The organism is Enterobacter sp. PL1 (assembly GCF_945957325.1).
GTDB classification, from domain to species: domain Bacteria; phylum Pseudomonadota; class Gammaproteobacteria; order Enterobacterales; family Enterobacteriaceae; genus Enterobacter; species Enterobacter roggenkampii.
In genome coordinates this window covers 97,032-123,430 of the sequence record NZ_CAMFKT010000008.1, presented here as the reverse complement: position 1 = coordinate 123,430, position 26,399 = coordinate 97,032, and the positions used below count along the sequence as shown (strand labels likewise).

At 59.5% G+C, this 26,399-nt stretch carries 23 protein-coding genes; 9 read left to right on the top strand and 14 right to left on the bottom strand.

Annotated elements, in window-relative coordinates:
- Positions 1 to 11 precede the first annotated feature (11 nt).
- Complete coding sequence (gene arsC / locus N6P30_RS09630) at positions 12 to 368, top strand: arsenate reductase (glutaredoxin) (RefSeq protein WP_023294265.1); 357 nt, start codon at positions 12 to 14, stop codon at positions 366 to 368.
- Positions 369 to 452: 84 nt separating this feature from the next.
- Here arsC and N6P30_RS09625 read toward each other — a convergent pair whose 3' ends face one another.
- From N6P30_RS09625 to N6P30_RS09610, 4 genes are all read right to left on the bottom strand, one after another.
- Positions 453 to 1,154, bottom strand: a complete 702-nt coding sequence (locus N6P30_RS09625; protein ID WP_213014348.1) for a DnaA inactivator Hda — start codon at positions 1,152 to 1,154, stop codon at positions 453 to 455.
- 95 nt (positions 1,155 to 1,249) lie between these two features.
- Positions 1,250 to 2,539 (bottom strand): uracil permease, encoded by a 1,290-nt coding sequence (uraA, locus tag N6P30_RS09620; protein ID WP_023294266.1) that lies wholly within the window; start codon positions 2,537 to 2,539, stop codon positions 1,250 to 1,252.
- 86 nt (positions 2,540 to 2,625) lie between these two features.
- Positions 2,626 to 3,252, bottom strand: coding sequence for a uracil phosphoribosyltransferase (gene upp / locus N6P30_RS09615; RefSeq protein WP_008501641.1), 627 nt, complete (start codon positions 3,250 to 3,252; stop codon positions 2,626 to 2,628).
- A 224-nt stretch (positions 3,253 to 3,476) separates the two neighbouring features.
- Positions 3,477 to 4,907, bottom strand: coding sequence for a 6-phospho-beta-glucosidase (locus N6P30_RS09610; protein ID WP_058673578.1), 1,431 nt, complete (start codon positions 4,905 to 4,907; stop codon positions 3,477 to 3,479).
- 266 nt (positions 4,908 to 5,173) lie between these two features.
- On the opposite strand from N6P30_RS09610, the gene purM reads away from it, so the two are divergent.
- From purM to ppx, 4 genes are all read left to right on the top strand, one after another.
- Positions 5,174 to 6,211 (top strand): phosphoribosylformylglycinamidine cyclo-ligase, encoded by a 1,038-nt coding sequence (gene purM / locus N6P30_RS09605; RefSeq protein WP_023294268.1) that lies wholly within the window; start codon positions 5,174 to 5,176, stop codon positions 6,209 to 6,211.
- Complete coding sequence (gene purN / locus N6P30_RS09600; RefSeq protein ID WP_023294269.1) at positions 6,208 to 6,849, top strand: phosphoribosylglycinamide formyltransferase; 642 nt, start codon at positions 6,208 to 6,210, stop codon at positions 6,847 to 6,849. Before purM ends, purN begins: the two co-directional genes overlap by 4 nt.
- A gap of 204 nt (positions 6,850 to 7,053) precedes the next feature.
- The gene (gene ppk1 / locus N6P30_RS09595) at positions 7,054 to 9,114 is read left to right on the top strand and encodes a polyphosphate kinase 1 (RefSeq protein ID WP_008501645.1); all 2,061 of its coding nucleotides are present in this window, start codon (positions 7,054 to 7,056) and stop codon (positions 9,112 to 9,114) included.
- A gap of 3 nt (positions 9,115 to 9,117) precedes the next feature.
- Positions 9,118 to 10,656: an exopolyphosphatase gene (ppx, locus tag N6P30_RS09590; RefSeq protein ID WP_008501646.1), complete on the top strand. Its 1,539-nt coding sequence runs from the start codon at positions 9,118 to 9,120 to the stop codon at positions 10,654 to 10,656.
- A gap of 4 nt (positions 10,657 to 10,660) precedes the next feature.
- On the opposite strand, the gene N6P30_RS09585 is transcribed toward ppx, so the two are convergent.
- Positions 10,661 to 12,901: an EAL domain-containing protein gene (locus tag N6P30_RS09585; protein ID WP_032663083.1), complete on the bottom strand. Its 2,241-nt coding sequence runs from the start codon at positions 12,899 to 12,901 to the stop codon at positions 10,661 to 10,663.
- A gap of 352 nt (positions 12,902 to 13,253) precedes the next feature.
- On the opposite strand from N6P30_RS09585, the gene N6P30_RS09580 reads away from it, so the two are divergent.
- The gene (locus tag N6P30_RS09580) at positions 13,254 to 13,445 is read left to right on the top strand and encodes a YfgG family protein (RefSeq protein WP_050582422.1); all 192 of its coding nucleotides are present in this window, start codon (positions 13,254 to 13,256) and stop codon (positions 13,443 to 13,445) included.
- On the opposite strand, the gene N6P30_RS09575 is transcribed toward N6P30_RS09580, so the two are convergent.
- A complete protein-coding gene (locus N6P30_RS09575; RefSeq protein WP_008501649.1) occupies positions 13,442 to 14,332 on the bottom strand; it encodes a LysR family transcriptional regulator in 891 nt (296 codons plus the stop codon). The two genes, N6P30_RS09580 and N6P30_RS09575, sit on opposite strands and share 4 nt — an antisense overlap.
- Before the next feature lie 97 nt (positions 14,333 to 14,429).
- On the opposite strand from N6P30_RS09575, the gene N6P30_RS09570 reads away from it, so the two are divergent.
- Genes N6P30_RS09570 through N6P30_RS09560 form a run of 3 tightly spaced genes read left to right on the top strand, consistent with a single transcriptional unit; the run spans position 14,430 to position 16,931 of the window.
- Positions 14,430 to 15,659: an MFS transporter gene (locus tag N6P30_RS09570; RefSeq protein WP_023294272.1), complete on the top strand. Its 1,230-nt coding sequence runs from the start codon at positions 14,430 to 14,432 to the stop codon at positions 15,657 to 15,659.
- Positions 15,660 to 15,708: 49 nt separating this feature from the next.
- The gene (locus N6P30_RS09565; protein ID WP_023294273.1) at positions 15,709 to 16,176 is read left to right on the top strand and encodes a DUF6130 family protein; all 468 of its coding nucleotides are present in this window, start codon (positions 15,709 to 15,711) and stop codon (positions 16,174 to 16,176) included.
- 11 nt (positions 16,177 to 16,187) lie between these two features.
- Positions 16,188 to 16,931 carry an alpha/beta fold hydrolase gene (locus N6P30_RS09560; RefSeq protein WP_023294274.1) on the top strand — a complete coding sequence of 248 codons (744 nt, stop codon included), beginning with the start codon at positions 16,188 to 16,190 and terminating at the stop codon, positions 16,929 to 16,931.
- A 54-nt stretch (positions 16,932 to 16,985) separates the two neighbouring features.
- Here the strand turns inward: N6P30_RS09560 and iolB are convergent, their stop codons facing one another.
- From iolB to iolG, 8 genes are read right to left on the bottom strand one after another with little or no spacing between them, the layout of a single operon-like run.
- Positions 16,986 to 17,810 (bottom strand): 5-deoxy-glucuronate isomerase, encoded by an 825-nt coding sequence (iolB, locus tag N6P30_RS09555; protein WP_023294275.1) that lies wholly within the window; start codon positions 17,808 to 17,810, stop codon positions 16,986 to 16,988.
- 9 nt (positions 17,811 to 17,819) lie between these two features.
- Positions 17,820 to 18,710, bottom strand: a complete 891-nt coding sequence (gene iolE, locus N6P30_RS09550) for a myo-inosose-2 dehydratase (RefSeq protein WP_023294276.1) — start codon at positions 18,708 to 18,710, stop codon at positions 17,820 to 17,822.
- 11 nt (positions 18,711 to 18,721) lie between these two features.
- Positions 18,722 to 20,626 carry a bifunctional 5-dehydro-2-deoxygluconokinase/5-dehydro-2-deoxyphosphogluconate aldolase gene (iolC, locus tag N6P30_RS09545; RefSeq protein WP_023294277.1) on the bottom strand — a complete coding sequence of 635 codons (1,905 nt, stop codon included), beginning with the start codon at positions 20,624 to 20,626 and terminating at the stop codon, positions 18,722 to 18,724.
- Between the two features lie 12 nt (positions 20,627 to 20,638).
- Positions 20,639 to 21,772: a Gfo/Idh/MocA family protein gene (locus N6P30_RS09540; RefSeq protein ID WP_023294278.1), complete on the bottom strand. Its 1,134-nt coding sequence runs from the start codon at positions 21,770 to 21,772 to the stop codon at positions 20,639 to 20,641.
- A gap of 8 nt (positions 21,773 to 21,780) precedes the next feature.
- Positions 21,781 to 22,809, bottom strand: coding sequence for an ABC transporter permease (locus N6P30_RS09535; RefSeq protein ID WP_008502116.1), 1,029 nt, complete (start codon positions 22,807 to 22,809; stop codon positions 21,781 to 21,783).
- Between the two features lie 11 nt (positions 22,810 to 22,820).
- On the bottom strand, positions 22,821 to 24,368 hold the full coding sequence (locus N6P30_RS09530; RefSeq protein ID WP_023294279.1) for a sugar ABC transporter ATP-binding protein: 1,548 nt from the start codon (positions 24,366 to 24,368) through the stop codon (positions 22,821 to 22,823).
- Positions 24,369 to 24,416: 48 nt separating this feature from the next.
- Positions 24,417 to 25,346: a sugar ABC transporter substrate-binding protein gene (locus N6P30_RS09525; protein ID WP_008502118.1), complete on the bottom strand. Its 930-nt coding sequence runs from the start codon at positions 25,344 to 25,346 to the stop codon at positions 24,417 to 24,419.
- A 31-nt stretch (positions 25,347 to 25,377) separates the two neighbouring features.
- Positions 25,378 to 26,364: an inositol 2-dehydrogenase gene (gene iolG, locus N6P30_RS09520; protein ID WP_047747865.1), complete on the bottom strand. Its 987-nt coding sequence runs from the start codon at positions 26,362 to 26,364 to the stop codon at positions 25,378 to 25,380.
- Between the last annotated feature and the right edge of the window lie 35 nt (positions 26,365 to 26,399).

Below are 26,399 nucleotides of genomic sequence, written 5' to 3'. Positions count from 1 at the left end.
GAATTCACGTCATGACAGACGCCGTAAAAATTTATCACAACCCGCGCTGCTCCAAGAGCCGCAATACCCTGAGCCTGCTGAAGTCTAACGGCGTGGAGCCGGAGGTGGTGCTGTACCTCGACACCCCACCGGACGCGCAAACCCTCCGCCAGCTGCTGCATATGCTGGGCATGGGCAGTGCACGGGATTTGATGCGCAAGAAAGAAGATCTGTATACGTCGCTTAACCTGAATGACGACCGTCTCTCCGAGGAGCGGCTGATACAGGCGATGGTTGAAAATCCAAAGCTGATTGAGCGCCCGATTGTGGTGGCGAACGGCCAGGCGCGCATTGGACGCCCGCCGGAAGACGTGCTCGAGATCCTCTGATGGTTTCGCCCGGTGGCGCTGCGGTTACCGGGCCTACGGGTGCCATATGTAGGCCGGGTAAGGCGCAGCCGCCACCCGGCACAACTATAGCTTCAGAATATCTTTCACAAACGGAATGGTCAGCTTGCGCTGGGCGGTAATCGAGGCGCGATCGAGCTGATCCAGCGTGTCGAACAGCGTGCGCATTTCGCGGTCCAGCCGCTTCAGCAGGAAACGGCCCACGTCTTCCGGCAGCTCAAACCCACGCTGCTTTGCACGCAGCTGTAGCGCCTGAAGCTTATCTTCATCCGACAGCGGCTGGAGCTTGTAGATTTGTCCCCAGTCCAGGCGAGACGCCAGATCCGGCAGTCCCAGATTCAGCTGGCGAGGCGGACGATCGCCGGTGATCAGCAGCCGGGTTTTGCCCGATTCCAGAATGCGGTTGTAGAGGTTAAAGATCGCCATTTCCCACGGCTCATCCCCCGCCACGCATTCGATGTTATCGATGCAGACCAGGGAGAGATGTTCCATCCCCTCCAGCACGTCAGGGACAAACCAGGTTCGTTTATCCAGCGGCACATAGCCTACCGCATCACCGCGCGCCGAAAGCTCCGCACAGGCGGCATGCAGCAGATGGCTGCGCCCCGCACCTTCGCGTGACCAGATATAGATGTATCCGCTGTGTTCCTGACGCAGCACGTTTTGCAGTGCAGCCAGTAAAGAGGGGTTATCACCCGGCCAGAAACTTGCAAACGTTTCGTCGTCAGGGAGATAGAGTGGCAGAGAGAGCTGTGCCGGTCCGTTCAGAAGTACCTCAACCAGATCTGACATAAAATCGGCATGGAGTTTAACACGGAACCTGCAAGGAGAGAACCGGGCGGATCGTCCGCCCGGTTAAAGGATCACTGTGACGCTTTTTCGCTTTCGTCAGCGTCCAGCACCACCTCTTCCGGGCGGATCACGGAGATCAGCTTGAAAATGAGGCTCAGGCCAACGCCGACGATGGTCGCCAGCGCCATGCCTTTCAGCTCGGCCGCCCCGATGTGCACCTTCGCGCCGCTCACGCCGATAATCAGGATCACCGACGTCAGGATCAGGTTCTGCGCTTTGCTGTAATCCACTTTGGATTCAATCAGCACGCGAATACCGGAGGCACCGATGACCCCGTACAGCAGCAGAGACACGCCGCCCATCACCGGCACCGGGATGATCTGAATCGCTGCCGCCAGCTTGCCGACGCAGGAGAGCAGAATGGCGATGATCGCCGCGCCGCCGATAACCCAGGTACTGTAGACGCGGGTAATCGCCATCACGCCGATATTTTCACCGTAGGTGGTGTTTGGCGTAGATCCAAAGAAACCGGAGATGATGGTGGAGAAACCGTTCGCAAACATGGAACGGTGCAGGCCCGGGTCGCGGATCAGGTCACGTTTGACAATGTTCGCCGTCACCACCAGGTGGCCGACGTGCTCCGCAATCACCACCAGCGCCGCAGGCAGAATGGTGAAAATCGCAAACCATTCGAAGCGCGGCGTATAGAAGGTAGGCAGCGCGAACCAGTGCGCCTGCGCAATCGGGGTGGTATCCACCACGCCCATCATAAAGGAGAGCGCATAGCCCGCCAGCACGCCGATCAGGATCGGGATAATCGCCATAAAGCCGCGGAACAGCACGGAGCCAAAGACCGTTACGCCCAGCGTCACCAGCGAGATGATAATGGTTTTGGAATCCGGCGACTGACCGTCTGCTGGCAGCAGGCCGGCCATGTTCGCCGCCACGCCCGCCAGCTCAAGACCGATGACGGCCACGATGGCGCCCATCGCCGCAGGGGGGAACATCACGTCCAGCCAGCCGGTACCGGCTTTCTTCACGATGAAGGAGACCAGGCAGAACAGCACGCCACACATGATAAAGCCGCCCAGCGCGACCTCATAACCCAGCGGCAGCAACAATAACACCGGAGAGATAAAGGCGAAGCTCGACCCGAGATACGCCGGGATTTTGCCTTTACAGATAAAGAGGTACAGCAGCGTACCAATGCCGTTGAACAGCAGCACGGTAGCCGGGTTAATGTGGAACAGGATTGGCACCAGCACGGTTGCGCCAAACATGGCGAACAGGTGCTGCAAACTAAGCGGGATAGTCTGTAAAAGCGGCGGTCTTTCACTCACCCCGATAGCACGGCGCGTCATAGTGTTTTCCTCTGAGTAGTATCGTTGTTGGTGTTTTATTCAAAAAAAAGCCGACTATCAAAGTCGGCTTATTTATCGTTATTCGATTATTTCGTACCAAAGATCTTATCGCCGGCATCGCCGAGCCCCGGGATGATGTACCCGTGCTCGTTCAGGCCCTGGTCGATAGAGGCGGTATACAGCTCAACGTCCGGGTGCGCTTTTTCCAGTGCCGCGATCCCTTCCGGTGCCGCAACCAGCACCAGCACTTTAATGCTGCTGCAGCCCGCTTTTTTCAGCAGGTCGATGGTGGCAATCATTGAACCGCCGGTTGCCAGCATCGGGTCAACCACCAGCGCCATACGCTCGTCGATGTTGGACACCAGCTTCTGGAAGTAAGGAACCGGCTCGAGGGTTTCTTCGTTACGGTAGATCCCCACCACGCTGATGCGCGCGCTTGGCACATGCTCCAGCACGCCTTCCATCATGCCGAGACCGGCACGCAGGATTGGCACAACGGTAATTTTCTTACCTTTGATCTGCTCAACCTGCACCGGGCCGTTCCAGCCTTCGATGGTGACTTTTTCTGTCTCCAGATCGGAGGTCGCTTCGTAAGTCAGCAGGCTGCCGACTTCAGAGGCCAGTTCGCGAAAACGCTTCGTGCTGATGTCATGCTCACGCATCAGGCCCAACTTGTGTTTAACGAGTGGGTGTTTCACTTCCACAATCTTCATTCTCTTTCTCCTCTGAATGGCATCCGCAAAAAAATCGCGGGATTATACCGCTTTTTTCGGATTGCGCCATACCCATGTTGCTTGACGTATATCAAGCAAAGTGATTTAGAGACAAAAAAACCGGAGGCGAGACTCCGGCTTGGGTGCGGGTTCTGCCGGGTGGCGCTAACGCTTACCCGGCCTACACGTCCCGTAGGCCCGGTAAGCGCAGCGCCACCGGGCAATTATAGCTGCTCGCCGTTGCTCGCAATCACCTGCTTATACCAGTCGAACGACTTTTTCTTACTGCGGTTCAGCGTGCCGTTCCCTTCGTTATCTTTATCGACAAAGATAAAGCCGTAGCGTTTTTTCATTTCACCGGTACCGGCAGATACGAGGTCGATACAGCCCCACGGGGTGTAACCCATCAGGTCTACGCCATCTTCCACCACCGCTTTTTTCATCTCGCGGATGTGGGCGGCGAGGTAATCAATACGGTACTGGTCGTTCACGGTGCCGTCGCTCTCCTGCACGTCGATTGCGCCAAAGCCGTTTTCAACGATAAACAGCGGCAGCTGGTAGTGATCCCAGAACCAGTTGAGGGAGTAGCGCAGCCCCACCGGGTCAATCTGCCAGCCCCAGTCGGATTTCTGCACGTACGGGTTAGAGACCAGGCTCTTGCTCTCGTCATAGTCCAGCTGCGGGTTGTCCGCCGTCGCCTTGGTGGCGAAGGACATATAATAGCTAAACCCGATGTAATCCACGCAGCCCTGCGTCAGCGCGACTTTATCTTCTTCGGTGATATCCAGCGCGAAGCCGCGACGTTCAAAGTAGTTGAGCAGATGCTGCGGATACTTACCGCGCACGTGCACGTCGGTAAACCAGTAGCGGCGGTGCATGGCGTTCATCGCCATCATCATGTCGTTCGGCGCGCAGGTCAGCGGGTAGATGGGGCACATGGCAATCATGCAGCCGATCTGCAGGGACGGGTTAATCTCGCGCCCCGCCTTCACCGCCAGGGCGCTGGCCACCAGTTCATAGTGCGCGGCCTGGAACATCACCGGCTCACGATCTTCACCCGGCGCGTACTTCAGCCCGGAGTTGGTAAACGGCGCAAAATCTTCATGGAAGTTGGCCTGATTGTTGATCTCGTTAAAGGTCATCCAGTACTTCACTTTATGCTGATAGCGCTGGAAAACCACTTTCGCAAAACGAACGAAGAAGTCGATCAGCTTACGGTTGCGCCAGCCGCCGTATTCCGTGACCAGGTGGAAAGGCATCTCGAAGTGGGAAAGCGTAATCACCGGTTCGATGCCGTACTTCAGGCACTCGTCGAACAGATCGTCATAGAATTTCAGACCGGCCTCGTTCGGCTCAAGCTCGTCACCTTTCGGGAAGATACGCGTCCAGGCGATGGAGGTACGGAAGCATTTGAACCCCATCTCGGCAAAGAGTTTGATGTCTTCTGTATAGCGGTGGTAGAAATCGATGGCTTCATGGTTAGGGTAATTTTTCCCCTCAAGCACGCCGTTGGTGATTTCGCGCGGTACGCCGTGCGCGCCCGCCGTCATCACATCGGCAACGCTAACGCCCTTGCCGCCCTCTTTCCAGCCGCCCTCAAGCTGATGCGCCGCAACGGCACCACCCCACAGAAAATCTGCTTTAAATCCTGACATTTGCTTTCCCTCATTCTGCGTTATTTTCTGCAAAAACAATTACAGAAACCGGTTTCAGTTCGATGATGTGCAAAGGGGATAGCCGTTGCAAGCAGAACGCCGAAACCGGTTTCATTTTCGTGAACAGAGTCAAGTTTGTCGCCCTGCCTAAGCCAGAGAGAAAAAAAGATCCCCGCACCGAGAATAGGCTCGCAAACGTTTGCCTGGACTGTTAGAATTGCGCCGATTTTTCTTACTAGCTATGCAATCGCGTGGGGACTTGAGCCGTGACCAACAAAACTTCTCTCAGCTACAAAGATGCCGGTGTTGATATTGACGCAGGTAATGCGCTGGTTGACCGAATCAAAGGTGTGGTGAAAAAAACCCGCCGCCCGGAAGTGATGGGTGGTCTGGGTGGATTCGGCGCACTGTGCGCGCTGCCGCAAAAATATCGTGAACCTGTTCTGGTCTCGGGTACTGACGGTGTAGGCACCAAGCTGCGCCTGGCGATGGATTTAAAACGTCACGACACGATCGGTATCGATCTGGTCGCGATGTGTGTGAATGACCTGGTGGTTCAGGGCGCAGAGCCGCTGTTCTTCCTCGATTACTACGCGACCGGCAAACTGGACGTGGATACCGCGGCCAGCGTCATTAACGGTATCGCCGAAGGCTGTCTGCAGTCCGGCTGTGCGCTGGTCGGCGGCGAAACCGCTGAAATGCCGGGTATGTATCACGGCGAAGATTATGACGTCGCGGGCTTCTGCGTCGGCGTAGTAGAAAAATCAGAAATTATCGACGGCAGCAAAGTGGCGGATGGTGACGTGCTGCTCGCACTGGCTTCCAGCGGCCCACACTCCAACGGCTACTCTCTGGTGCGTAAAATTCTCGAAGTGAGCGGCTGCGACCCGCTGACCACCGAGCTTGACGGTAAACCGCTGGCAGACCACCTGCTGGCGCCAACCCGCATCTACGTGAAAAACGTGCTGGAACTGATTGAGAACGTTGACGTGCACGCAATCGCCCACCTGACCGGCGGCGGCTTCTGGGAGAACATCCCGCGCGTGCTGCCGGACAACACCCAAGCCGTAATCGACGAATCCTCATGGCAGTGGCCAGCCGTGTTTAACTGGCTGCAGACCGCAGGCAACGTGAGCTCTCACGAAATGTACCGCACCTTTAACTGCGGCGTGGGCATGGTTATCGCCCTGCCAGCAAGCGAAGCGGATAAAGCGGTTAAACTGCTGACCGAAAAAGGTGAAAACGCGTGGAAAATCGGTACGATTAAAGCCTCCGATTCCGAACAGCGTGTGGTCATTGAATGAAAAACATCGTGGTGCTCATTTCCGGCAACGGAAGCAATTTGCAGGCCATCATAGACGCCTGCAAACAGAAGAAAATCAACGGCACCATTCGGGCAGTATTCAGCAACAAGGCCGACGCGTTCGGCCTTGAGCGCGCGCGGGAAGCGAACATACCCGCGCACGCGCTGGAAGCCAGCCAGTTCGCCGGGCGTGAAGCCTTTGACCGCGAGCTGGTTCAGGAGATTGATGCCTACGCGCCTGACGTGGTGGTGCTGGCGGGCTATATGCGCATTCTGAGCCCGGCTTTTGTTGCGCACTACGCCGGACGTCTGCTGAATATTCACCCTTCTCTTCTGCCGAAATATCCCGGCCTGCACACCCATCGTCAGGTTCTGGAAAACGGCGATGAGGAGCACGGCACTTCCGTGCATTTCGTTACCGACGAGCTGGACGGCGGTCCGGTGATCCTGCAGGCCAAAGTCCCGGTCTTTGACGGCGACAGCGAAGAAGAGGTGACCGAACGCGTGCAGACCCAGGAACACGCCATTTACCCGCTGGTGGTAAGCTGGTTTGTCGACGGGCGTCTCGAAATGCGCGACGGCGCTGCCTGGCTGGATGGCGTGAAGTTACCCCCGCAGGGCCATGCGGCGGAAGAGTAGTTTGTTATGTCGGGTGGCGCCGCGCTTACCCGACATCTACCTTGCATTACCCGATATTCCCTTCTCCAACCTTCTAAATTCTCCAACAAAAAAAATAACTGTCATACTTTTCTGGCACTGTTGGACATATCGTGGAAATGCTCGCCATAATAAGGACGAGACGGATTTACCACGTCCTGTGATTGAACTGGAGTGTGAGCTGTAATGGGTCAGGAAAAGTTATATATCGAGAAAGAGCTAAGCTGGTTAGCATTTAACGAACGTGTACTCCAGGAAGCGGCTGACAAAAGTAACCCGCTGATCGAACGCATGCGTTTTTTGGGCATCTATTCCAACAACCTGGATGAGTTCTACAAGGTTCGCTTTGCCGAGCTGAAAAGACGGATCATCATCAGTGAAGAACAGGGCCTAAACTCTCACTCGCGGCATCTGCTGGGCAAAATCCAGTCCCGCGTGTTGAAAGCCGATCAGGAATTTGACGGCCTGTATAACGAACTGCTGCTGGAGATGGCGCGCAATCAAATCTTCCTGATTAACGAACGTCAGCTTTCCGTTAACCAACAAAACTGGCTGCGCCACTATTTTAAACAGTACCTGCGCCAGCACATTACCCCGATTCTCATCAACCGCGAAACCGATCTGGTGCAGTTCCTGAAAGATGACTACACCTATCTGGCCGTAGAAATTATTCGCGGTGAATCCATTCGCTACGCGCTGCTGGAGATCCCGTCCGACAAGGTCCCGCGCTTCGTGAACCTGCCGCCGGAAACCCCGCGCAGACGCAAGCCGATGATCCTGCTGGACAACATCCTGCGCTACTGTCTCGACGACATTTTCAAAGGCTTCTTCGATTACGATGCGTTAAACGCCTACTCGATGAAGATGACCCGTGACGCCGAATATGACCTGGTGCACGAGATGGAGGCCAGCCTGATGGAGCTGATGTCCTCCAGCCTGAAACAACGCCTGACGGCCGAGCCGGTGCGCTTTGTTTATCAGCGCGATATGCCGGACGCCATGGTAGAAATGCTGCGCGAGAAGCTGACCATTTCGCGCTATGACTCCATCGTGCCGGGCGGCCGTTACCACAACTTTAAAGACTTTATTGGCTTCCCGAACGTCGGCAAGGCCAATCTGGTGAACAAGCCGCTGCCGCGCCTGCGCCATCTGTGGTTTGATAAATTCCGCAACGGGTTCGACGCCATTCGCGAGCGCGATGTTCTGCTCTACTATCCGTATCACACGTTTGAACACGTGCTGGAGCTGCTGCGTCAGGCCTCGTTCGACCCGAGCGTGCTGGCGATCAAAATCAACATCTACCGCGTGGCAAAAGATTCCCGCATCATCGATGCGATGATCCACGCCGCGCACAACGGCAAAAAAGTGACCGTGGTGGTTGAGCTGCAGGCGCGCTTCGACGAAGAGGCGAACATTCACTGGGCGCGCCGTCTGACGGAAGCGGGCGTGCACGTGATCTTCTCCGCGCCGGGTCTGAAAATTCACGCCAAGCTGTTCCTGATCTCCCGTAAAGAGGGCGACGACGTGGTGCGCTATGCCCACATCGGTACCGGGAACTTTAACGAGAAAACGGCGCGAATTTATACCGACTACTCGCTGCTGACCGCCGATGCGCGCATCACCAACGAGGTACGTCGGGTCTTTAACTTCATTGAGAACCCGTACCGCCCTGTCAGCTTCGACTATCTGCTGGTCTCGCCGCAGAACTCGCGCCGTCTGCTGTACGATATGATTGATAAAGAGATTGCCAATGCCCAGAAAGGGCTGTCGTCCGGCATCACGCTGAAGCTGAACAATCTGGTCGACAAAGGACTGGTGGACAGGCTGTACGCCGCGTCCAGCTCTGGCGTACCGGTTAACCTGCTGATCCGCGGCATGTGCTCGCTGATCCCGGAACTGGAAGGCATCAGCGACAATATTCGGGTGATCAGCATTGTTGACCGTTACCTGGAACACGATCGGGTCTATATTTTCGATAATGCAGGCGACAAACAGGTCTATCTCTCTTCGGCAGACTGGATGACGCGCAATATTGACTACCGAATTGAAGTCGCAACCCCGCTGCTGGATCCACGTCTGAAACAGCGTATTCTCGACATTATCGAGATCCTGTTCAGCGATACGGTGAAGGCGCGCTATATCGACAAAGAACTCAGTAACCGCTATGTACCGCGCGGCAACCGCCGTAAAGTGCGGTCGCAACTGGCGATTTACGACTATATCAAATCACTCGAGCAACCCGATTAACCTATGCCGATAAATGATAAGACCCCACGCCCGCAGGAATTCGCCGCGGTCGATCTTGGCTCTAACAGTTTCCACATGGTCATCGCCCGTGAGGTGGATGGCGCGCTGCAGATCATCGGTCGTCTGAAGCAGCGCGTACACCTGGCGGATGGCCTTGATGAACGCAGCATGCTCAGCGAAGAGGCGATGGAGCGCGGGTTAAACTGCCTGTCGCTGTTTGCTGAACGCCTGCAGGGCTTCTCGCCCTCCAGCGTATGCATCGTGGGCACCCACACCCTGCGCCAGGCGCTGAATGCGCCAGAGTTTCTCAAGCGGGCCGAAAAGGTGATCCCCTACCCGATTGAGATCATCTCCGGTAACGAGGAAGCGCGTCTGATTTTCATGGGCGTCGAGCACACCCAGCCGGAAAAAGGGCGCAAGCTGGTGATCGACATCGGCGGCGGTTCTACGGAGCTTGTGATCGGCGAAGACTTTGAGCCTCGCCTGGTGGAAAGCCGCCGTATGGGCTGCGTCAGCTTCGCGCAGATGTATTTCCCGGGCGGCACAATCACCCGCGAGAACTTCCAGCGTGCACGTATGGCGGCTGTCCAGAAGCTGGAAAACCTGGCCTGGCAGTACCGTATTCAGGGCTGGAACGTGGCGCTGGGCGCGTCGGGCACCATCAAGGCGGCGCATGAAGTGCTGCTGGCAATGGGTGAAAAAGATGGGTTCATCACGCCCGAACGCCTGACGCTGCTGACCGACGAAGTGCTGAAGCATAAAAGTTTTGACGCCTTAAGCCTGCCGGGGCTTTCCGACGAGCGTAAGGCGGTCTTCGTGCCGGGGCTGGCCATTCTCTGCGGCGTGTTTGATGCGCTGGCCATTAAAGAGCTGCGCCTGTCCGACGGCGCGCTGCGCGAAGGCGTGCTGTACGAAATGGAAGGCCGCTTCCGCCATCAGGATATTCGCAGCCGCACCGCGCAAAGCCTGGCCAACCAGTACAACATCGACCGCGAGCAGGCGAAGCGTGTGCTGGACACCACGGTGCAGATGTATGAACAGTGGGAAGAGCAGAATCCGAAGCTGGCGCACCCGCAGCTTGCCGCGCTGCTGAAATGGGCCGCGATGCTGCACGAGGTGGGTCTGAACATCAACCATAGCGGGATGCACCGCCATTCGGCCTATATTTTGCAAAACAGCGATCTGCCTGGCTTCAACCAGGAGCAGCAGACCATGATGGCGACCCTGGTGCGGTATCACCGCAAAGCCATCAAGCTCGACGACCTGCCGCGCTTCACGCTGTTTAAGAAAAAGCAGTTCCTGCCGCTGATTCAGCTCCTGCGTCTGGGCGTGCTGCTCAATAACCAGCGTCAGGCGACCACCACGCCGCCCACGCTGAAGCTGAAAACCGACGACCATCACTGGACGCTGAGCTTCCCGCACGACTGGTTCAGCCAGAACGCGCTGGTCCTGCTGGACCTGGAAAAGGAGCAGCAGTACTGGGAAGCGGTCACCGGCTGGCTGCTCAAAATCGAGGAAGAGAGCGCCGACGTCGCCGCGTAACGGTTCAGGCGTCCGCGCAGGACGCCTCTGTTTCCAGCAGTGACTCAAGCGGTGCCGGTCTGCCAATCAAATAGCCCTGCACATAATCGATACCTAGCGCGTGAACCGCGCTACGTATCTCTTCGGTCTCGACATATTCCGCCACCACCAGCATCTTCTTCATGCGCGCCAGATGGCAGATAGACGCCACAATCTGATAATCCAGGCTGTTGTTGACGATATTGCGGATGAAGTCGCCGTCGATTTTAAGAATATCTGCGTCCACGCTTTTTAGCCGCGCGTAGCTTGCATAGCCGGTACCAAAATCATCAATCGCAATGCGTACCCCCATTTTCTGCAGCTGACTGAGGATATGCAGCGCCTGCTCCGCGTTGCAGAAGTTGCTGCACTCCGTCACTTCAAAGATCAGCTGCCACGGCTCAATAGCGTATTTCGCCAGCACGCGGCTCACCTCAAGCGGGAACTGCACCCGGCACACTGTTGAAGGCGCCAGATTAATAGCAAAGCGCTGGCCGGGCAGTCTTTCCCGATGCGCGGCCAGGAAGCGCAGCGTATGCTCAAGCACCCACAGATCCACCCGGGAGGACAAACCAAACTCCTGCGCGACGGGCAGGAACTGATCGGGGGAGATCAGTATCCCATTGGTGTCCGGCATCCGCAGCAGGACTTCGTGATAGCAATCGCCACGCAGGCCACGAACGGGTTGAACCAGCAGGATGAATTCGTCGTTGTCGAGCGCCTTCTGCAGGCGGCTCATCATCGCGACTTTATCCTTCAGGCTGCGCTGCAAATGGACGGCACCGCGCTGCTGAAGATTTTCCGGGTGATTAGAGGAGAGTGACAGATCGGCCACCACCGCCAGCTCCCCCAGCACCAGATAAAGATGGTTAACAGGGGACCGGACATAGCAGTAGCTTACGCCAACCTGCGGCTGCAGCGGCATGCCGTCCCAGACAAAGCGGAACTGCTTGATATGCTCGTCCAGGGCGTCAATCCGCTGCTGGTGCGATTCCGCGTTGAGCCGCACCGCCATGTCATATCCGGTGAGGTGATACACCTGCTCATTGGGCTGGAGCGTAGCGTTAATCCACTGCGCCAGCTGCTGTTTGTACTGAATGCGCAGCTGCACGCCGTAATTTCGGCCCAGAATTTCCAGCTCCGGAATGCGCAGCAGGCAGAGCGCCGACCACGGATTCTTCGCCAGATCGCGCGACAGCGCCCGCAGGTTAGGCATATGGACAACCGGATCGAGCAGTGCCAGCCTGCGGGCGTGTTTGTTCACCGCGCGCTGGCGGGTCGCCAGCATCGACATATAAATCACCACAAACGAAAAGACCAGGTAACTGGAAGAGGTGATCGCCAGCTGAATATCGTACCCCGCGTTCACTGGGATATAGCGGTAAAAATAGTGAATGGACACCAGCAGTATCGGGGTCCAGATCAGCGAAATCAGCTTATAGCCAAAACGCATCGCGCCCCAGAGCATCACCGGCATCAGCAGCGACAGGGTATAGTTAGTGGTGAAGATGGAGCTGTTTTCATTTATCGGGAGCAGCAGCAGCGACAGCAGCCCGCCAAGCGCAATCGCCCACAGCAAAAACTCCGCGGCCGTCACCTTTTTCTCTATCTGGAAACGGATCTGCGAGAGAAGACTTTTGATATACCGCGGATGACGGATCAGGCGGATCAGCAGATAGCTCAACGGCACGCCCGTCAGCCCGCTGACCAGCAGCGCCTGGTAGTTAATGAGCGTAAGAATGTTAAGAGGGTTCAACCCCGCGAGGCTCTGGCGACTCTCATACACGCCCAGATACACCGCAAACTGAAACAGCACCAGAAACAGCGTCGCGGGGCAGATAACCTGCCAGAAGATGCGCTGCGCCATCAGCCGGATGTCGCCGTACGCCGTCATATTGCGTCTGGGCGCAAACACCCGGTAGCCGCCCCAGCTGAGGACTAAAGGGACAATAAAATGGAGCACCCCGGCAACCGTTTCGAACATCCCGACCGACGGGTAATAGCGGATAAACAGCGACAACACGATCCCGGGAAGGGCTTCCAGGCCAAAGAACATCATCAGCGAGAGCAAAAAGGAGAGCGGTAAATAATAAAGCGCCGCGATACCGTCCCCCAGCTGCGTGAACGTATTTGCCACGCTCAGCACGGGAAGCAAAACCACCGGTAATAGTAGCGGCAATGCCCACCAACGGTATTTATTGTTTTTCAGAAAAGCGAAAATCTTCATAGATGCCCGGTTAAACCCCTTTTTCTCCAGAGGGAAGATAAAGACAGGCATCCAACCTGACCTGGCGCCACCCCGCGACGTGCAGAGTGAACAGTGTGGAGGAGGGATTTTAAATATCAGAGCCGGGAATCCGTTGACTTAAATCAAACTATTTCACGCAAATAAGCCTTGCAGAAGAATTTTGTGAAATAATTTTCTTCATATTATCAATATGGTAAATGCAATTATTAATTTCAATAACAATAGTTAATGCAAACGTTGACGGTTATTTACACATCACAGAATTGACCCCATCTTCCCGCTGTGCCTTAATATCCTTATCGCCCGGGAGGGCTTATCCAGGAAAAACAGAGTGAGTCAGGTCACGCGTATGCGCAAACGACATCGATTTAACACCCGAATGACCCGCATCATACTGCTTATCAGTTTCCTGTTTTTCTTTGGCCGCTTCGTTTACTCTTCGATTGGCGCCTGGTACCACCATCAGGACAAAACCCAGTCACAGCAATCCAGCCTCCTGACCGTCGACACCGCTGACCGCTAACCCCCCGAAGGATGTTGTACGAGCCGAATAAGGGCCGCGATCCCTTTGCTGAGGATTTTATCCTGCCGCATCACCACCGCCAGCTGCCGCTGCAGCATGGGCGTCAGCGACATCACGCACAGCCCCTCGCGATCGGCATCCTGTTCTACCGCCATTCGCGGCACGATGCTGTAGCCCAGCCCCGCGCGAACCATGCGTTTGATCGCCTCGATGCTGCCAAGCTGCATCACCGGCGCCATCGCTACCCCATGGGCGGCAAACCAGCCATCAATCAGCGCCCGGGTCCCGCTGCCTGTCTCAAAGGCGATCAGCGGCTGGGCATGGAGCGCCTCCGGGGTTAACTCCCTGAAAGCGTCCTGCTGCTCCCTTGAGGCGATAAAGACAAACTCTTCGTCCATCACCGGCATGACGTCCAGCGCTCTGCCGCTGACCGGCAGGGTCACCAGCCCCATATCGAGACGGTTCTCTTCAATGGCCCTGACGATGTCGAGGGTGTTGCCCGTCGTGACTCCCACGCTCAGGAGCGGATAGTCGCGGCGTAGCTGCTCCAGCAGCGGCGGCAGAAGATGAATGCAGGCCGTCGCCCCCGTGCCAAGGGTAATGGTGCCGCTCACGTCGTGGCTAAACGCATTCACGGCCCGGATGGCGTCATCCACCACCTGCTGAATACGCTCCCCGTGCGCCAGCAAGGTTTCTCCGGCAGCCGTCGCCTTAATCCCTCGCCCGGTACGCTCCACCAGCCGCGTTTGCAGAAACTGCTCCAGCTGGCGTATTTGCAGGCTGACGGCGGGCTGGGAGAGGCCCAGAACGTCCGCTGCCGCTGAAAAGCTGCCGCGCTGGTGAACCAGGCGGAAGGTGGCGAGATAGCCCAGATTAAGCGTCGTCATTCAAAGTTTCTCTTATACCGTGCATAAGGTTGCAGCCCTGCCAGCACAATACCGCGCCCGTTATGCTCAGGACAACTGCATAACGGAATGAAAACTCATGGAAACCTCTGCCCTTCCTCGTCGCCTCGCCCTCACCGCCGGGTGTAATCAACTCATCAACTGGGGGATTTCGTTTTATATGCCCGGCACCTTTGCGCGGGCCATTTCAGCCGACCGGGGATGGTCGTCACCGCAGATTTACCTCGGCCTGACGCTGGCGATGCTGGTGATGGCGGCGGTATCTCCTTTTGTCGCCCGCCTGCTGGCACGCTTTGGCGGTCAAAAAGTGGTGATGGTCGGAACGCTGCTGATCGCCGCAAGCTGCGCAGAAATGGCGTATACACGGACGCTTTATGGCTGGTACGGCGCCTGGATTGTCGCCGGCACTGGGATGCGCCTGTCGCTGTACGATGCGCTGTTCGCCGCGCTGGTCAACCTCTACGGGCAGCAGGCGCGAAGAACGATCTCACGCGTCACGCTGGCGGGCGGGCTGGCCTCCGCCGTCTTCTGGCCGCTGGGCGATGGCCTGCTTCACATCATGAGCTGGCAGGACGCGTTACGCATTTATGCCCTGCTTGGCCTGCTGAGCGCAGTGCTGATCCGCACGCTTCCCCGGCAGCGGCTGACGGAAAACACGAAGGCCATCGCGCCGCCCCTGCGCAACGAGCGGCGTAAAGCCTGGCTTTATGCGGCCTTCATCGCCCTTATCACCTTTGTCTCTAACGGCACCTCCACCCATCTGCCGGAGTTTATTGCCCACTTTGGCCTGCCGGTCGCCATCGGCATGCTGTGGGGGATCGGCCAGACGGGCGCGCGCTCGCTGGAGGTGCTGGCAGGTGGCCGCTTAACCCCCTTCAAGCTTACGCTCTTTACCGCTCTTGCCATGCCGCTGTGTTTTCTTGTGGGAATAAGCAGCGTCCTGTTTGTCTGGTGCGCGGCCGGGTTTGTGCTGGGCTACGGCGCCATCAACGGGCTGGTCACCATAGTAAAAGCCACGCTGCCACTGGAGCTGTTTAGCGCGGAAAGCTATGCCCGCCGCACGGGCATGCTGCTTATCCCGGGCCAGCTGATGGCCGCAGCCGCACCGTTTGCCTATGCGTGGCTGAACAAAACGCTGGGGATCGCGGGTGCAATGGGAGTGTCGACGGGGTTAACGCTGGTGATTGCCGGGCTGGCGATAGCGATCGTGCGCCGTCCCGGGAGGCAAACTGTATCGCACTGTATCCCGCGCGACGCGCTGACAAACGGGTACAAAACGCCCCCTCCGGCAAATATCTCCGATACATAAAAATGGTTTTCTTTCCCTGTCGTCATTCAGAACCGATGAGGAGAGAACCATGATTCGTCGTTACGCAATTTTACCCCTGCTCGTCCTGGCCTCTGTAACACATGCCCAGGCCACGCCGCTGGACAACCTGAGCGCCGCGGACGTTAACGGCCCCGCCGCCGTTGCCCCGCTGGCGCAGCCGCAACCGCCGGCAAAACTGATCGTCGATCCGCCGCTTTCCGGGCCGCTGAGTAAAGGCGCGGTGTTTATCCAGTACCGTGCCGAAAACCTGCGCATCGAGCCGGTATTCGGACCTGAAGCGCTCAAGGTCACCCCGCGCATCGGGCACATTCACGTGGTGGTGGATGACGCGCCGTGGCACTGGGCTGACGCCAGCGGAGAGCCGGTGATTCTGGTGGGACTCCCCGCCGGTAAACACAAGGTGACGATTATTCTGGCCGACCCGACGCACAAGCCGCTCGACCACAAAACCATTGAATTCACCGTACCGCCTCATGCGGCGGTCCACCATTTTTAAGGAGTCTGAAGATGAAAGCACTGACTGTACTGACGGCAGGCCTGCTGGCGCTTTCCGCCAGCGCCTTTGCACAGAGCAAAACCAGCGTCGTGCTGGTGCACGGCGCGTTTGCCGACGGCAGCAGCTGGAATAAGGTGATTACCCTGTTGCAGAAACAGCACGCAGAGGTCATTGCCGTCCAGCTGCCGCTCACGTCGCTTAACGATGACGTTGCGGCCACAAAGCGGGCCATCGCCCGCGCGCAGGGGGATGTCGTGCTGGTGGGTCACTCCTGGGGCGGCACCGTGATTAGCGAAGCGGGCAACGATGCGCGGGTGAAATCGCTGGTGTATGTGGCGGCGTTCGCGCCGGATGCCGGCCAGTCGACGGCGGACCTCGCGGGAAGCTACCCGCCGCCGCCGGGCAGCGCGGGCATCGCCAAAACGGCGGACGGCTATTTATACCTGCCGACGGACGCCGTCAGGAAAGATTTCGCGCCGGACGTGAAGCCCGAGGAACAAACTGCAATCGCGGCCACGCAGGGGCCAATTAAGGCCGATGCGTTTGGTGAAAAGGTGACCCACGCGGCGTGGCATGATAAGCCGAGCTGGTTTGTGGTCAGCAAAAATGACCGAATGATCAACCCCGATCTTGAACGTGCGATGGCGAAGACGATCCATGCGAAAACCACCGAGGTCTCCGCGAGCCACGTGTCGATGGTGAGCCAGCCGGAGGCTATCGCCCGGACGATTGAGCAGGCGATTGAAGCAAAGTAATTTTTTGCGAATTGTAGGCCGGGTAAGCGCAGCGCCACCCGGCAAAAAACAGCCTCAGCGCCCGCCATCCGCAGGATAATCCCGATTAATCCACGCGTGGTCCTCTTCCCAGGTGAACATCCACTTGCGCACCGGCCCGGCCATCACGTTGAGATAATAGCTGTCATACCCGGCCATCGTCGCCACCGGGTGGTATCCCTTCGGCACCATGACCACGTCACGGTTATAGACCGCCATGCACTCATCCAGCGCTCTGTCGTCGGTGTAAACCCGCTGCATACAGAACCCCTGCTCCGGGTTGAGGCGATGGTAGTAGGTCTCCTCCAGGTAAGTCTCCCGGGGCGGGTTATCCGTGTCGTGCTTGTGGCTCGGGTACGAGCTGGTGCAGCCCTCGTTAGTCCAGACTTCCACTACCAGCAGGCTGTCCGCGGGCTTATCTTCCGGCAGAATGTTGTGCACGTAGCGCTGGTTATGGCCCTTGCCGCGCGCTTCAGCGTCGATATCCTGCGGCGCAATCAGCCGCGTCGGATACGTGCCCTTGCCGGGGGCGGCGCAGACCGCCAGCTCGAGCCTCGTTAGCGCCTTCACCTGCACCGTCTCCTGCGGGGTAACGTACACCGCCCACGGCTTGATGCGCTCGAACGGGCTCATCCGCTCGCCGATGTCGTTAAACTGCGCGGAAGGCGTGCTGATGGAGGCGCGCCCGGCGACCAGCACCAGGCAACGCTCTTCGCTGACGGCGGGCAGCGTCAGCTGCTGCCCCTCCTGCAGCTCATACGCCTCAAAGCCGACGTATCCCCACCCTGCGCGTTCCGGCGTGACGGACTGGGTCCGCCCCTCCGCGTTCGGCTGTTGCCAGCGTGATAACAGACGTGACATGTCACCTCCTCAAATCAGTCCGGCGTCGCGCGCCAGACGGCTCAGGTTGTTATACCCCAGACGGGCGTAGGTCAGCGGATGGGCAACCGCCGGGTCCTGCTCCGCCTCCACCACCAGCCAGCCGTGATAATCCTGCGCCTTCAGCAGCTGCATGATCGGCGGGTAATCGACGCAGCCGTCGCCCGGCACCGTAAACACGCCGCTCAGTACCGCATCAAGGAAGCTGGTTTTACGGTTTTTCACGTCCGCCAGCACGTCGGCGCGCACGTCTTTGCAGTGAACGTGGTTGATACGCGACGCCCAGCGCTGCGCCACCGCCAGCGGATCGGCCCCGGCAAAGGTCAGGTGGCCGGTGTCCAGCAGCAACCCAACCTCTTCGCCGGTATGGGTCATCAGGTTGTCCACGTCGTCAGCGGACTCAATCACCGTCCCCATATGGTGGTGATAGGCAATCTGCACGCCCTGCTGTTGCGTATAGCGGGCAAATTCCGTGAGCTTCTCGCCATACTCCTTCCAGCGTGCCTGCGGGAAACGCGGGCGCAGATGTACCGGGGTCTGCTGCTCGCCGTGAATGCAGCCGCTCACTTCCGCAAACACCAGCACCTTTGCCCCCAGCTCGCGCAGCAGCGTCAGGTGGGACTGCACGGCGGCGATCTCCGCCTCCACGCTGCGCTCCAGCAGTCGGCCGGAGTACCAGCCGGAGACCAGCTGCAAATCATGGCGCTGCAGGATGGGGCCAAGCAGCCGCGCTTCGCGCGGGAATTTATTGCCCAGTTCGAACCCTGCAAAACCGGCCTCTTTACCTTCGCTCAGGCAGGTCTCCAGCGGCGTCTCTGCGCCCAGAGAAGGCAGATCGTCGTTCGTCCACGTCAGCGGGTTAATGCCCAGTTGTACACTCATTGTCGTCTCCATTATGCGTGTCCGCGCTCGCGCCACCAGGCGATAAGCTGCAGGTAGTTGTCCCGGATGCGCGCCACCAGCTGCGCATCGTCAATATCGTGTTTCAGCCACGCGCGGGAGGCATCGCCGAACAGCGTGCGCCCTACGGCGAAGCCTTTAACTACCGTCTGCCCCGCTGCGGCCCTGAAGTCGGCGCGCAGCTGTTCTGCAGGGGCATCCAGGCCGAGGATCACCACCCCGCGGCAGTGCGGGTCACGGCGTTCGATAATCTCGCTCAGTGCCGTCCAGCCCTCGGCGGAAAGCGGCGGCAGCTTCCACCAGTCGGGGTAAATGCCGAGGTTGTAGAAGCGGGAGATGGCGCGCAGGTAGAGCTCGTCGCTGCGCGGCATGGTCGCAGGCAGGATCACCTCCAGCAGCAGCTCGTGCCCGGACCGGCAGCAGGCGTGGTACACCTCGGCGATTTTCTGCTCCTGCTCCAGGCGCAGGCCGTGGGCATCTTCCGGGTGGAAAAAGACAAGGCACTTCACCACGTGCTCCTGCGGCCAGCTGATAAGCTGGGTGCCGATGTTGCCGTGCTCCATCTCCAGCGGACGCGAGCCAGGCAGCTCAATGGGGCGACCAATCCACCACCCCTCGCCGGTGATGGCGTTCAGCGCGTCCTGTCCAAAGGTGCCGTCGCACAGCAGGCCGGCTTTGCCTGCCAGCCCGGCCCGGCTCGCCGCCTCGCGGCTGGCCTGCAGGATCAGCTGCTTGAGCGCCGGAATACGTTTGAGCGACGCCCCGCACTGCAGCGCCATATCCTCAAGCTGGCTGCGGTGGTCGAAGGCCATCACGCACAGCTCCGGCCACTCGCGGCGACGGGTAGTGACCCGGTGCAGATGGTTCAGACGCGGGTCGAGATCCGGGCGCGGCACATCCGCAGCGCGAGAGAGATAGTCATCCAGCTCGATTTTGCTCGGCATCGCCGGGGCGCAGCCGTGGCGCGAGACCACCAGCGCGCCGCAGGCGTTGGCATAGCGACACGCCTGCTCCCAGCCCTCGTCGTTCAGGTAGCCGCGCAGCAGGCCGGACATAAACGCATCCCCCGCGCCGAGGACGTTCAGCACCTCCACGCGCACGCCGGTCACCGTCAGGCCGTCGTCCAGCCGGGGCGGAATGGCGTCGGTATAAACCGAGCAGCCGAGCGCACCGCGCTTGCAGACCAGCGTGGCCTGACTCACCGCACGCACCTGCCCCAGCGCCTGCAGGGTCTCCGTGCTGCCGCCCGCAATGTGAAACTCCTCCTCGGTGCCGACAATGACGTCGAAGAGGTGCAGCACCTCCTGCAGCTCGCGGGTGACCTTATCCGCGGCGATAAAACGCGTTTCACCGTCGCCTAAGGAGGTCAGCCCCCACAGCACCGGACGGTAGTCGATGTCCAGCACCGTGCGCACGCCGTGACGGCGGGCATAGCCCAGCGCCGTCAGCACCGCCTCGCGGGTCTGAGGATGAGAAAGGTGAGTCCCGGTGATGGCAAGACACCGTGCGGAGGCAATGTAGCTTTCGTCCACATCGCTGGCCGTAATGGCCATATCCGCGCAGTTATCGCGATAAAAAATCAGAGGAAAGGTGTCCCGGTCTTTAATGCCGAGTAGCACCAGCGCCGTGAGGCGGTCTTTATCGTTAATCAGATGGCTGGTATCGCAGCCCACCTGGCTGAGCTCTTCGCGCAGGAAGCGGCCCATATGCTCGTCGCCGACGCGCGCCAGCATCGACGAGCGCAGCCCCTGGCGCGCGGTGCCGTACGCCACGTTGCCGGACGAGCCGCCGAGGTATTTGGCGAAGCTCGACACATCCTCCAGACGGGCACCAATCTGCTGACTGTAGAGGTCTACCGCCACGCGGCCCATGCATATCACATCAAACTGCTTTTCCACGTTGATACCTCATCAGACAATGTCGTTCACGTTCAGCCAGCGGCCTTCCCGGTGCGAGCGCGCGATCGCGTCCAGCACGCGCGACACCTTCCAGCCCTCTTCGAAGTCCGGCCACATCGGCACGTCGGCGGCAATCCCGTCCACCAGGTCGCGCACCTCCACCGTTTTTTGATCGTTAAAGCCAATCCCGTGGCCTGCGCCCATGCAGAACGCGGCGTAGTCCGGGTGTGCCGGGCCGACGAGCAGGGTGCGGAACCCCTGACGGTTTACCGGATCGTCATGCAGATAGAGCTTCAGCTCCGCCATGCGCTCCTGGGTAAAGCTGATGGCGCCTTTGGTCCCGGTAATGACGTACGACAGCCCCATCTTGCGGCCGCAGGCGACGCGGGAGGTTTCAATCACGCCCTGCGCCCCGCCTGCGAAGCGCACCATCGCGTGGGCCTGGTCCTCGTTTTCGACGGCAATCATGTCTGACGACCCGGCCTTTGCCGGACGTGCCGGGACCACAATCTTCAGGTCACCGCAGACCTGCTCGATCTCCCCGACCAGGTACTGGGCCATGTTGACGATATGCGCCGCCAGGTCACCCAGCGCCCCCAGCCCGGCGGTCTCTTTAAAGCAGTGCCAGTGAATGGGCGAGAGCGGGTCGGCCATATAGTCTTCGTTGTGGGTGCCGTAGAAGTGGATCACCTCGCCAATCTCGCCGCGGGCGATAATCTCCTTCGCCAGCTGCGCCGTCGGGTTCTTCATGTAGTTGAACCCCACCAGCGTTTTCACCCCGGCCCGCTTCGCGGCGTCGACCATCTCGCGCGCGTCATGGGCGTTCAGCGCCAGCGGCTTCTCCGAGTAGACGTGCTTGCCGTGGCGGATCGCCTCCAGCGCCATCTCTTTATGCAGGTGGTTGGGTGAGCAAATATCCACCACGTCAATCGCCGGGTCGGCCACCAGCGCCCGCCAGTCGCCGGTGGAGCGGTTGAAGCCAAACGCCTGCGCGCGCGTTGCCGCCAGCTCCGGCGTGACTTCCGCCACCATCTCGCGCACCAGCCTGCCGCGCAGGTTGAACACCGTCGGGGCCTGGGCATAGGCGATAGCGTGCGCCTTGCCGATATACCCGGTGCCAATCAATCCAATACGAACCTCTTTCATCGTGATCCTCACAGTGCGCCGCGACGGCTCTTGGCGTAGGTGTCGAACGCCACCGCCAGAACGATAATTAACCCGGTGATAATCTGCTGGTAGTAGGCCGAGACGTTCATCAGCACCAGGCCGTTAATCAGAATCCCCATGATGATGGAGCCGATAATGGTGCCGCCGATGCGCCCGTAGCCGCCCATCAGCGAGGTGCCGCCAATCACCACCGAGGCGATGACGCGCAGCTCAAAGGAGATCCCGGCCACCGCCTCGGCGCTCCCCAGACGCGCGCTCAGAATGAAGCCCGCCAGCCCCGCCAGGCAGCCAATCAGCACGTAGACGCTGACCAGCACGCGCTTGACGTTCACCCCCGCCAGGCGCGCCGCCTCCGGGTTGCCGCCGATGGCGTAGACGAAGCGGCCCCAGCGGGTTTTATGCAGCGCCAGATAGCCGCCGAGGGCGACGATGGCGAAGATCCAGATCGGAATGGAGATGCCGAGCAGCTCCCCGCGCCCCCACCAGCGGTAGCCCTGATCGAACCCGGCGATCGGCGCGCCGTCGTTGATCACCAGCGTCAGGCCGCGCCAGATGGTCATCCCGCCGAGGGTGACGATGAACGGCGGCAGGCGCAGGCGGGTCACGCCCAGGCCGTGCAGGAAGCCAATCGCCGTGCCCATCGCCAGGCAAATCCCGAGCCCAATCAGCCAGCTCATGCCGCCCCAGGCGTTCGGGTCGACGGTGGTGAAGTTGTCGCCCTTAATCACGTACGCCGCGGTCATGGCGCACACCGCCAGAATGGAGCCCACGGAGAGGTCAATCCCGGCGGTCAGGATGACGAAGGTCATCCCCACGGCCATGATCCCGTAGATGGAGACTTCGGTCAGGATGTTGAAAATATTGCGTTCAGAGAAAAAGTTGCTGTTCTGCGACTGGAAGAAGATCAGCAGCAGGATCATGAAAATCAGCACCCCGAAGCGCTCGAAGAAGGCGATGGGATCGATGCGTCCGGCGCGTTTGACCGGGGCCTGCGTTTTAGAAATCATCTGCGTCATGAGAAACTCCGTTATGCCGCGTTCAGGGCGTTGTGGTTGATGGCCATCATCGTCATCAGCCGTTCTTCGTTAGCGTCGTCACCGTGGATCTCGCCGGTCACTCGCCCTTCGCTCAGGGTGATGATCCGGTCTGACACCGCCATCACTTCAGGCAAATCGGAGGAGATCACGATCACCGCCACGCCCTTTTTCGCCATGTCAAACAGCACCTGGTGCACTTCCGATTTGGTCCCCACGTCGATGCCGCGCGTCGGCTCATCGACGATCAGCACCCGCGGGTTGAGCGCCATGCAGCGCGCGAGGATCACTTTTTGCTGGTTACCGCCGGAGAGCTTGCGCACCTCCTGCGCGCTGTTGACCATCTTGATCTGCAGCGCCTTGCGGTAGGACTCGATCAGGTCGTCCTCTTTGCGGGTGTTCACGAACCAGCGCCACTGCAGCAGCGAGGAGAGGCACGAGAGCGACAGGTTGTCGCGAATGGACAGCCCCAGCACCGCCCCCTCTTTTTTGCGGTCTTCCGGCACCAGCGCCACGCCCTGATCGAGGGCATACAGCGGGTCGCGCGGCTGGTAGGGCACGCCGTCCAGCTCAAAGCTGCCCGAGGTAAACGCGTCTGCGCCAAAGAGGCAGCGGGCCACCTCGGTGCGCCCGGCGCCCACCAGTCCGGCAATGCCTAAGACCTCCCCGGCGTGGACGTGGAAGCTGATGTCGTGCAGGGCGATGCCGTGCGGATCCAGCGGCGGCTTTTCGCGGCTCAGCCCCTTCACCGCCAGGCGGACGGGTTTATCCTCATGATGCGTTTCGCTGGCGGGACGGCGGTTAAAGGCCACGTCGCGCCCGACCATCAGGCGGATCAGCTGTTCGACGTTGGTCTCCGCCACCGCGCCGGTGCCGGTGAAACGGCCGTCCTGGAAAACGGTGAAGCGGTCGCAGAGCTGGAAAACCTCGTGCAGGCGGTGGGTGACATAGATAATGCTCACGCCGCGGTTTTTAAGCTCGCGCACCACGCGGTGCAGGCTTTCCACCTCGCTGTCGCTCAGCGCGGCGGAGGGTTCGTCCATAATGATGAGCCTGGCGTTGAGGGTCAGCGCCCGGGCGATCTCCACCATCTGCTGCTGGGCCACGCTCAGACGGGCGACCGGCGTGGTAGGCGCAACGTTCAGCTGCAGATAGTCGAGAATGACCTGCGCCTCCTGGTTTACCGCCTTTTCGTCGACGATCAGGTTACGTTTACGCGGCTCGCGCCCGAGAAACATGTTTTCCGCGACGGTCATGTTGGGCAGCAGGTTGAATTCCTGATAGATGGTGATAATGCCCTTGTTCTGGCGCTCCACCGGGGAGTCCTCCACCGGCAGCGTTTCGCCGTTGAACCAGATATCCCCGCGGGTTTGCGGCTGCGCCCCCGCGAGCGCCTTCAGTAGCGTGGATTTTCCCGCCCCGTTTTCCCCCAGCAGGGCGTGGATCTCCCCCGCGCCGACGGTCAGCTGGGCGCTGCTCAGCGCCCAGACGCCGGAAAAGCTTTTTGCCAGGTCGGTCACTTTCAGTAAGGGTTGCGACATCGGTCTGCTCCTCCTCATGATGAGCCGCCAAATGCGGCTCGGGACATATCAGTTACCGGCCTCACCGATACGCTCAGCCTGCTGCAGGTTCTCTTTGGTGATCAGCGTCGGCGGGTAGTCGGCCCCGGTGATGGCTTTCTTCTCGCGTACATTGGCCACCAGCTGGCTCATCGCCGTCTGCACCGCAAAGCCCGGACGCTGATCCGCCGTTACCGCCAGCCAGCCGTCGCGCACGCGGGCCAGCGCTTCCGGCACCGCATCAAACCCGGTTACGAGGATCTCACCCGGCTTCACGCCCTGGCTTTGCAGCGCTTCAATCGCCCCCAGCGCCATGTCGTCGTTGGCGGAGAGGATCACCTGCGGGCGTTTCGGCAGCGAGGGCAGCACGCTTTCAACGATGCGCATCCCTTCGGAACGCATCCAGTTGCCGGTCTGATCGGCGACGATCTTGTACTTATCCCCGCCCGCCTTCAGGCTGTCGCGGATCCCCTTAGTGCGTTCAATATTGGAGGAGGAGCCCGGCTGGCCGGTCAGCAGAATGATCTCCGCGCCGTCGGGGAATTTGGTTTTAACGAAGTCGCCAATCGCCTGGCCGCCCTTGTAGTTGTTGGCGCCAAAGTGCGGCACTTTCTTCTGGCTGTCGACGGAGCGGTCAAGGGTGACCACCGGCAGCTTCGCATCCTGAATTTCATCCACTGCGCTTGAGACCGCGTTGACGTCGTTCGGGGAGACGATAAAACCCTGCGCCCCGCGGGTGATGGCGTTTTCCAGGTCAGCCACCTGCTTCGGTGAACTGCCCTGCCCGTCCAGCACCTGAAGCTTCACGCCCATCTCTTTTGCGGCTTTCACCGCCGTGCGCTGCATGTGAACTTCAAACGGCATGGCCAGGTTTGGCGTACTGAACACAATTTGCTCGTTTTCGGCGAGGGCGGCCCCGGACGTCATGGCGATGAGGGCGGCTACGATCAGTTTTTTCATTATTATGTCTCTCTGTGTAGGGTGGTTGTGTTTAGAGGACGATCTCGCGCTGGCTGCGCAGCGACTCCAGCGCTTTATCCGCGAGGTACAGCGCACGTTCACCATCATCGCCGCTGCAGTCAGGCACCGCTTCGCCGCGCAGGACCGCGACAAAGTGTTCCCATTCCGCGGCGTAAGCGGATTTGTAGCGCTGCAGGAAGAAGTGTTCCGGCAGCGCGCTGGTGCAGCCCTGTTTGCCGTAATGCTGCACCTGGTTTTCTGGAATGTTGCCCGCGCACAGCAGCCCTTCGGAGCCGTGCAGCTCCAGACGCTGGTCGTAGCCATACGAGGAGCGGCGGCTGTTAACGATGGTCGCCATCGCGCCGGAAGCGTATTTCAGGACGATAAACGCGGTATCGATGTCCCCCGCCTCGCCAATCGCCGGATCCACCAGGTTGCTGCCCTGGGCATACACCGACACCGGCTCTTCGCCCATGATGAAGCGCGCCATGTCAAAGTCATGAATGGTCATATCGCGGAACATGCCGCCGGAGACGCGCACGTACTCCGCGGGCGGCGGAGACGGATCGCGGGAGATGATGAGCAGCGATTCCGGCTTGCCGATTCGCCCGGCCTGCGCGTCGGTTTTCACGCGGCGGAACTGCGGGTCAAAGCGGCGGTTAAAGCCGATGAACAGAGGCACGTCGTACTCTTTGACCACCTTCAGGCAGTCGCGCACGCGGGCGAGGTCGAGGTGTACCGGCTTTTCGCAGAAGATGGCCTTGCCGTGGCGGGCGGCCATTTCAATCAGGTCCGCGTGGGTATCGGTGGCAGAGGCGATCAGCACGGCGTGAACGTTAGGGTCGGTCATCGCTTCATCCAGGCTCTGCTGGCGGGCCTGATACTGCGTGGCGAGGCGGGTGGCAAATTCCTGATTCGGGTCAACCACGGACCAGAGCGTGGTCGCGCCGTGGCTGGCGATGTTAGCTGCATGTACCTGGCCAATTCGGCCAGCGCCCAGTAAAGCAATGTTAAACATAACGGCTCCCGGTGTTGGTGAATGCTGTGAACTAA

Excerpts from the sequence above, each read along its gene's own strand:
- N6P30_RS09585 (WP_032663083.1), bottom strand. The coding sequence starts at position 12,901 with ATGAAGATTTTCGCTTTTCTGAAAAACAATAAATACCGTTGGTGGGCA.
- N6P30_RS09535 (WP_008502116.1), bottom strand. The coding sequence starts at position 22,809 with ATGACGCAGATGATTTCTAAAACGCAGGCCCCGGTCAAACGCGCCGGA.
- N6P30_RS09610 (WP_058673578.1), bottom strand. The coding sequence starts at position 4,907 with ATGTCAGGATTTAAAGCAGATTTTCTGTGGGGTGGTGCCGTTGCGGCG.
- upp (WP_008501641.1), bottom strand. The coding sequence starts at position 3,252 with ATGAAGATTGTGGAAGTGAAACACCCACTCGTTAAACACAAGTTGGGC.
- purN (WP_023294269.1), top strand. The coding sequence starts at position 6,208 with ATGAAAAACATCGTGGTGCTCATTTCCGGCAACGGAAGCAATTTGCAG.
- N6P30_RS09525 (WP_008502118.1), bottom strand. The coding sequence starts at position 25,346 with ATGAAAAAACTGATCGTAGCCGCCCTCATCGCCATGACGTCCGGGGCC.
- iolG (WP_047747865.1), bottom strand. The coding sequence starts at position 26,364 with ATGTTTAACATTGCTTTACTGGGCGCTGGCCGAATTGGCCAGGTACAT.
- N6P30_RS09565 (WP_023294273.1), top strand. The coding sequence starts at position 15,709 with ATGATTCGTCGTTACGCAATTTTACCCCTGCTCGTCCTGGCCTCTGTA.
- arsC (WP_023294265.1), top strand. The coding sequence starts at position 12 with ATGACAGACGCCGTAAAAATTTATCACAACCCGCGCTGCTCCAAGAGC.
- iolE (WP_023294276.1), bottom strand. The coding sequence starts at position 18,710 with ATGAGTGTACAACTGGGCATTAACCCGCTGACGTGGACGAACGACGAT.
- iolB (WP_023294275.1), bottom strand. The coding sequence starts at position 17,810 with ATGTCACGTCTGTTATCACGCTGGCAACAGCCGAACGCGGAGGGGCGG.
- N6P30_RS09560 (WP_023294274.1), top strand. The coding sequence starts at position 16,188 with ATGAAAGCACTGACTGTACTGACGGCAGGCCTGCTGGCGCTTTCCGCC.
- N6P30_RS09530 (WP_023294279.1), bottom strand. The coding sequence starts at position 24,368 with ATGTCGCAACCCTTACTGAAAGTGACCGACCTGGCAAAAAGCTTTTCC.
- N6P30_RS09540 (WP_023294278.1), bottom strand. The coding sequence starts at position 21,772 with ATGAAAGAGGTTCGTATTGGATTGATTGGCACCGGGTATATCGGCAAG.
- ppx (WP_008501646.1), top strand. The coding sequence starts at position 9,118 with ATGCCGATAAATGATAAGACCCCACGCCCGCAGGAATTCGCCGCGGTC.
- N6P30_RS09570 (WP_023294272.1), top strand. The coding sequence starts at position 14,430 with ATGGAAACCTCTGCCCTTCCTCGTCGCCTCGCCCTCACCGCCGGGTGT.
- N6P30_RS09575 (WP_008501649.1), bottom strand. The coding sequence starts at position 14,332 with ATGACGACGCTTAATCTGGGCTATCTCGCCACCTTCCGCCTGGTTCAC.
- ppk1 (WP_008501645.1), top strand. The coding sequence starts at position 7,054 with ATGGGTCAGGAAAAGTTATATATCGAGAAAGAGCTAAGCTGGTTAGCA.
- uraA (WP_023294266.1), bottom strand. The coding sequence starts at position 2,539 with ATGACGCGCCGTGCTATCGGGGTGAGTGAAAGACCGCCGCTTTTACAG.